Consider the following 3,925-nt stretch of genomic DNA (forward strand, 5'->3'; position numbering starts at 1 on the left):
CCGCGCTACACCACTATCGGGGACTTAACTGAGATGATGCCGCTGCTGCGCGAGCTCGGCGTCGCCTCCACCCCGTACAGCCCGCTCGCCGCCGGCCGCCTGACCCGCGACTGGGACGCGGACACCGAGCGGGCCCGCACCGACCAGACGGCGAAGTCGAAGTACGACTCCACCGAGGACACCGACCGCGCCATCGTCGAGCAGGTCGCGAAGATCGCCGCAGACCGCGGCGTGGAGCGCGTCCACGTGGCGCTGGCCTGGCTGCTCGCGAAGAACCCGGTCGTCTCCCCGATCATCGGCGCGACCAGGACCTCGCACATCGACGGCGCGCTCGGCGCGCTCGACCTCGAGCTCACGGCCGACGAGATCGCCGCGCTCGAGGCGCCCTACGCCCCGCACAGGGTCGTCGGCGCGCTCGCCCCGGGGGAGTCCACCCTCGGCGGGCGCGCGAAGACCCGCTGAGCCGAAGCCCGGAGCCCCGGGACCCAGGTCAGCGTGTCCTGTACTACCATCTGGCGGGTCAGGGCACGGTGGAGGAAGGACCGCAGTTGTCGTCATCGATGCAGCGCTCGGCGGTCGCCGCATGAGCACCGCCGCTCTCCTGCTGCTCCTGCTCTCCGGGATCTTGCTCTTCGCCACGATCATCGCCATCTACGCGACGGTCGTGACCTCGAAGAGCCGCGCGGTGCCGGGCTGGGTCTGGGGTCTCGGAGCCGCGACCCTGCTCGTGGCGTTCGTCGCGGTGCTGCTGATGCGCTGAGCGCCGTCGGCGCCACAGCAGCGCCGCGACCGCGCTGCCGCCGAGCGCCACGATCAGATCCAGCGCGGTGTCGGCCGGGGCGATGTGCACGGCGGGGTCCACCCAGTGATGACCCGCCAGCTCCATCAGCTCCCAGACCGCCGCGAGGACCGCGCCGGTCACGACCACCTCCGCCGCGGAGACCTCCCGGGAACGGACCACCCGCGCCACCAGCACGGCGAGCAGCCCGTTCAGCACGGTGTGCACCGGGACGTCCCACCAGGGGATCCGCTCGTAGAGCAGGAGGAACGAGCTGATCGCCGCGACCATGCAGGCCGCCGAGGTCGCCACCTCCCAGGCCAGCGGGAGGCGAGAGCGCCAGCCCACCACCTGCGCGAGCGCCACCAGCATCGCCACCGCGGCCTCCACCCCGTGCCCGGTCAGCGCGAGGCCCGCCGACAGGCCGAGCCCGGACCAGCGCACCGGCAGCAGGGCCACGGCGCGTGCCTGTCCGGCGGTCATCGCCCTCGACCCGGCGCGGTGAGCCTCGCCGCCCAGCGCTGCCACGGCCGCTCGAGACGCCAGTTGCGTCGCAGGGTGCGAGTCGCACGGCGCCACCGACGCAGCGGATCGTGGCCGACCCGCAGCGCCCGGGCCGACATGCCCACCGCGACCGTCCGCGTCACCTGGACGCGCTGCCCCGGCCGTACCCGGAAGGACAGGTCCATGTCGTCATGCACCTCTGCGCTGCGGGAGGTCTCCTCCCGGACCTCGTGCCACCATGCGCGCCGCATCGACATGGTCGTGCCGAACGCCGGGAAGTGCCCCAGCGCCGCGGCGGTGCACAGCAGGTACGTGCCGACGTAGAGACCCGAGAGGAGCTCCCCGAGAGGTGCGGGAATCCGGAAACGGCCGGGGCCGGTGACGAGCACGGTGCGGGGCCCCGACCGGACATGTGCGAGACGATGGGCGCCGAGCCATCCGGGCGAGGGTCGGCTGTCCGCGTCGCAGCGCACGATGAGGTCCCCGCGGGCGACGTCGTAGCCCGCGGCGGCGGCCGCGGCGATGCTCGGAGGGGGAAGGGTCAGCACGATGCAGCCCGCGGCTCGGGCCACCGCTGCGGAGCCGTCGCACGAGCCGTTGTCCACCACGATGATCTCGAGCGCGGGCTCCCGCTGCTGCGCGAGGGCCTCCAGGAGACCTCGCAGCTCGGCGGCGTCGTCGCGAACGGGCACGACGACCGAGCAGCTGCGGGGCTCGGTGTCGGCGGGGGACTCCACATCGCAGAACGCTACCCGTGCTTCCAGGGCGGATCCTGGCAGCGCTCGCCCGGGCGGCCGATCTCCCGGCCGGGTGTCGGCCCTCACGGCGCTCGCAGGCCTCCCGCTCTACAGTGGATGCGCCATGTGCCGACTCTTCGCCCTCCATTCCCACCAGCCCATCACCGCCGACTTCTGGCTGCTGGACGCCCCCTACTCGCTGCTCAGCCAGTCCCGCTTCAACGCTGACGGGACGGGGCTGGGCTGGATCGACGAGCACGGTGCCCCGCAGGTCGCGAAGAAGCCCGTGGCCGCCTACGCCTCCGAGCGCTTCGGGCAGATCGCCACCGCGGTGCGGTCCCGGGCGATGATCGCGCACGTGCGGCTCTCCTCCGGCACCGGGCACTGCGACGAGAACACCCACCCCTTCCTCCAGGACGGGATCCTCTCCGCCCACAACGGCGTGCTCGAGGTGACCGAGGAGATGCGGGAGCGGGTGCGGGAGGTCGGAGCGGCCCACCACGTGCTCGGCAGCACCGACAGCGAGTGGATGGCGGCGCTGATCACCGGCGAGGTCGCCGCGCACGGCGGCGACCTGCGCGGCGGCGTCGTCGCGGCGCTGGACTGGATCGCGCGGAACGTGCCCGTGTACTCGGTGAACGTGCTGGTGCTGAAGGACGAGGAGCTGATCGCGGTGCGCCTGCCCGCCACCAACGAGCTGTGGGTGCTGGAGCGCGAGGCGACCACGTCCGCGCCCCGCGAGGCGCTGGACCAGTCCTCCGCCACGCTGCGCACCCGCAGCGAGGACCTCGCCGGCATCGACTCGGTGGTGATCGCCTCCGAGCCGATGGACGATGACCCCGCCTGGCGTCTCATGGATTCCGGCGAGCTGCTGCACCTCGCGGCCGACGGCTCCATGCACCGCGAGCGCCCCTTCGGCCCGCTCGCCCAGCCGCTGGCGCTGGAGGACCTCGGCCTCTCCGCCGCCGCGTCCCAGGCGCACGCCGCCCAGGACCAGGCGCAGCAGGAGCGTCGCCGCCGCCTCGCCGAGCGCGCCGCATGAGCGGGGCGAGCTCCGAGCCGGCCGGCGCTGCCGCGCCCGACAGCACCCCCGACGCCGCACCGTCGGCCACCCTTGCGACGGCGTACCACCGCCTCGCGACCCTCCGCCCCGCCTGGTCCCGGCCTGCGAAGCCGCTGCTCAGCCTCGGCGCGGCCCTCCTCGCCTATGTGGTGCTCAGCTCCGTCGTGCTGGTCACCGCGGTGCTGCTGCTCGCGGTGGTGCCCGGCGTGAACATCGCCCGTGGCGTCACCAGCGGCGACCCGACCAGCCCCCTGGACGTCGGCCTGGCGCTGGCGATGGGCGCGATGTGGCTGCCGGCGGGGATCGTCGGCGTGCGCGTGGGCGGCTGGCGACCGCTCGGCACCGCCTGGTCGGTCGCGGCCCGTCTGCGCCCGGACCGCTCCCTGCTGCTCGCCGGAGCCGGGGGAGGGCTCGCGGTGGTCGTGCTCGCCGCGCTCGCCGGTATGCTCGCCGGCGCCCCCGACGCCGCCGGGTCCGGTGCCTCGATCCCGCAGCTGCTGCTGGTGGTGCTGCTGGTGCTGGTCCTCGCCCCGGTGCAGGCGATCGGACTCGAGCTGAGCCTGCGCGGCACCGTGATGCAGGCGCTCGGCACCTGGCTGCGCAGCCCCGCCCTGCCCGTCCTCGCCGGCACCGCCGTGATGCTGATCGGCCGGGATCTCACCCCGGCTGTGCTGCTTCCCGCGCTCGCCCTCGGCCTCAGCGCCGGAGCGCTCGCCTGGAAGACGGGCGGGCTCGAGCTGCCGATCGCGCTGACCACCATGCTCACCGTCCTCGCGCACCTGGTCGGGGCCGTTGGCGCGGGCAGCGGCGCGGGCGCCGGCGTCGGCGCCGTCGGGGCGGCCG

At 74.3% G+C, this 3,925-nt stretch carries 5 protein-coding genes; 3 read left to right on the forward strand and 2 right to left on the reverse strand.

The window, feature by feature from the left end:
* Positions 1-462: aldo/keto reductase (locus tag HMPREF3159_RS10015; RefSeq protein ID WP_141748175.1), on the forward strand; the 462-nt coding region annotated here is incomplete at its 5' end.
* Between the two features lie 58 nt (positions 463-520).
* Here HMPREF3159_RS10015 and HMPREF3159_RS17120 read toward each other — a convergent pair.
* Together HMPREF3159_RS17120 and HMPREF3159_RS10025 are read right to left on the reverse strand one after the other, a co-directional pair.
* Positions 521-1,261: a DUF2238 domain-containing protein gene (locus HMPREF3159_RS17120; protein ID WP_168165414.1), complete on the reverse strand. Its 741-nt coding sequence runs from the start codon at positions 1,259-1,261 to the stop codon at positions 521-523.
* On the reverse strand, positions 1,258-2,019 hold the full coding sequence (locus tag HMPREF3159_RS10025; RefSeq protein ID WP_070500903.1) for a glycosyltransferase family 2 protein: 762 nt from the start codon (positions 2,017-2,019) through the stop codon (positions 1,258-1,260). Before HMPREF3159_RS10025 ends, HMPREF3159_RS17120 begins: the two co-directional genes overlap by 4 nt.
* Before the next feature lie 124 nt (positions 2,020-2,143).
* On the opposite strand from HMPREF3159_RS10025, the gene HMPREF3159_RS10030 reads away from it, so the two are divergent.
* Positions 2,144-3,061 carry a class II glutamine amidotransferase gene (locus tag HMPREF3159_RS10030; RefSeq protein ID WP_070500904.1) on the forward strand — a complete coding sequence of 306 codons (918 nt, stop codon included), beginning with the start codon at positions 2,144-2,146 and terminating at the stop codon, positions 3,059-3,061.
* Positions 3,058-3,925 (forward strand): type II CAAX prenyl endopeptidase Rce1 family protein (locus HMPREF3159_RS10035; RefSeq protein WP_070500905.1); only part of this gene is annotated, 868 nt, incomplete at its 3' end. The genes HMPREF3159_RS10030 and HMPREF3159_RS10035, both read left to right, overlap by 4 nt.

It is taken from the genome of Brachybacterium sp. HMSC06H03, from assembly GCF_001807385.1.
Lineage (GTDB): Bacteria > Actinomycetota > Actinomycetes > Actinomycetales > Dermabacteraceae > Brachybacterium > Brachybacterium conglomeratum.

Excerpts from the sequence above, each read along its gene's own strand:
- HMPREF3159_RS17120 (WP_168165414.1), bottom strand. The coding sequence starts at position 1,261 with ATGACCGCCGGACAGGCACGCGCCGTGGCCCTGCTGCCGGTGCGCTGG.
- HMPREF3159_RS10030 (WP_070500904.1), top strand. The coding sequence starts at position 2,144 with ATGTGCCGACTCTTCGCCCTCCATTCCCACCAGCCCATCACCGCCGAC.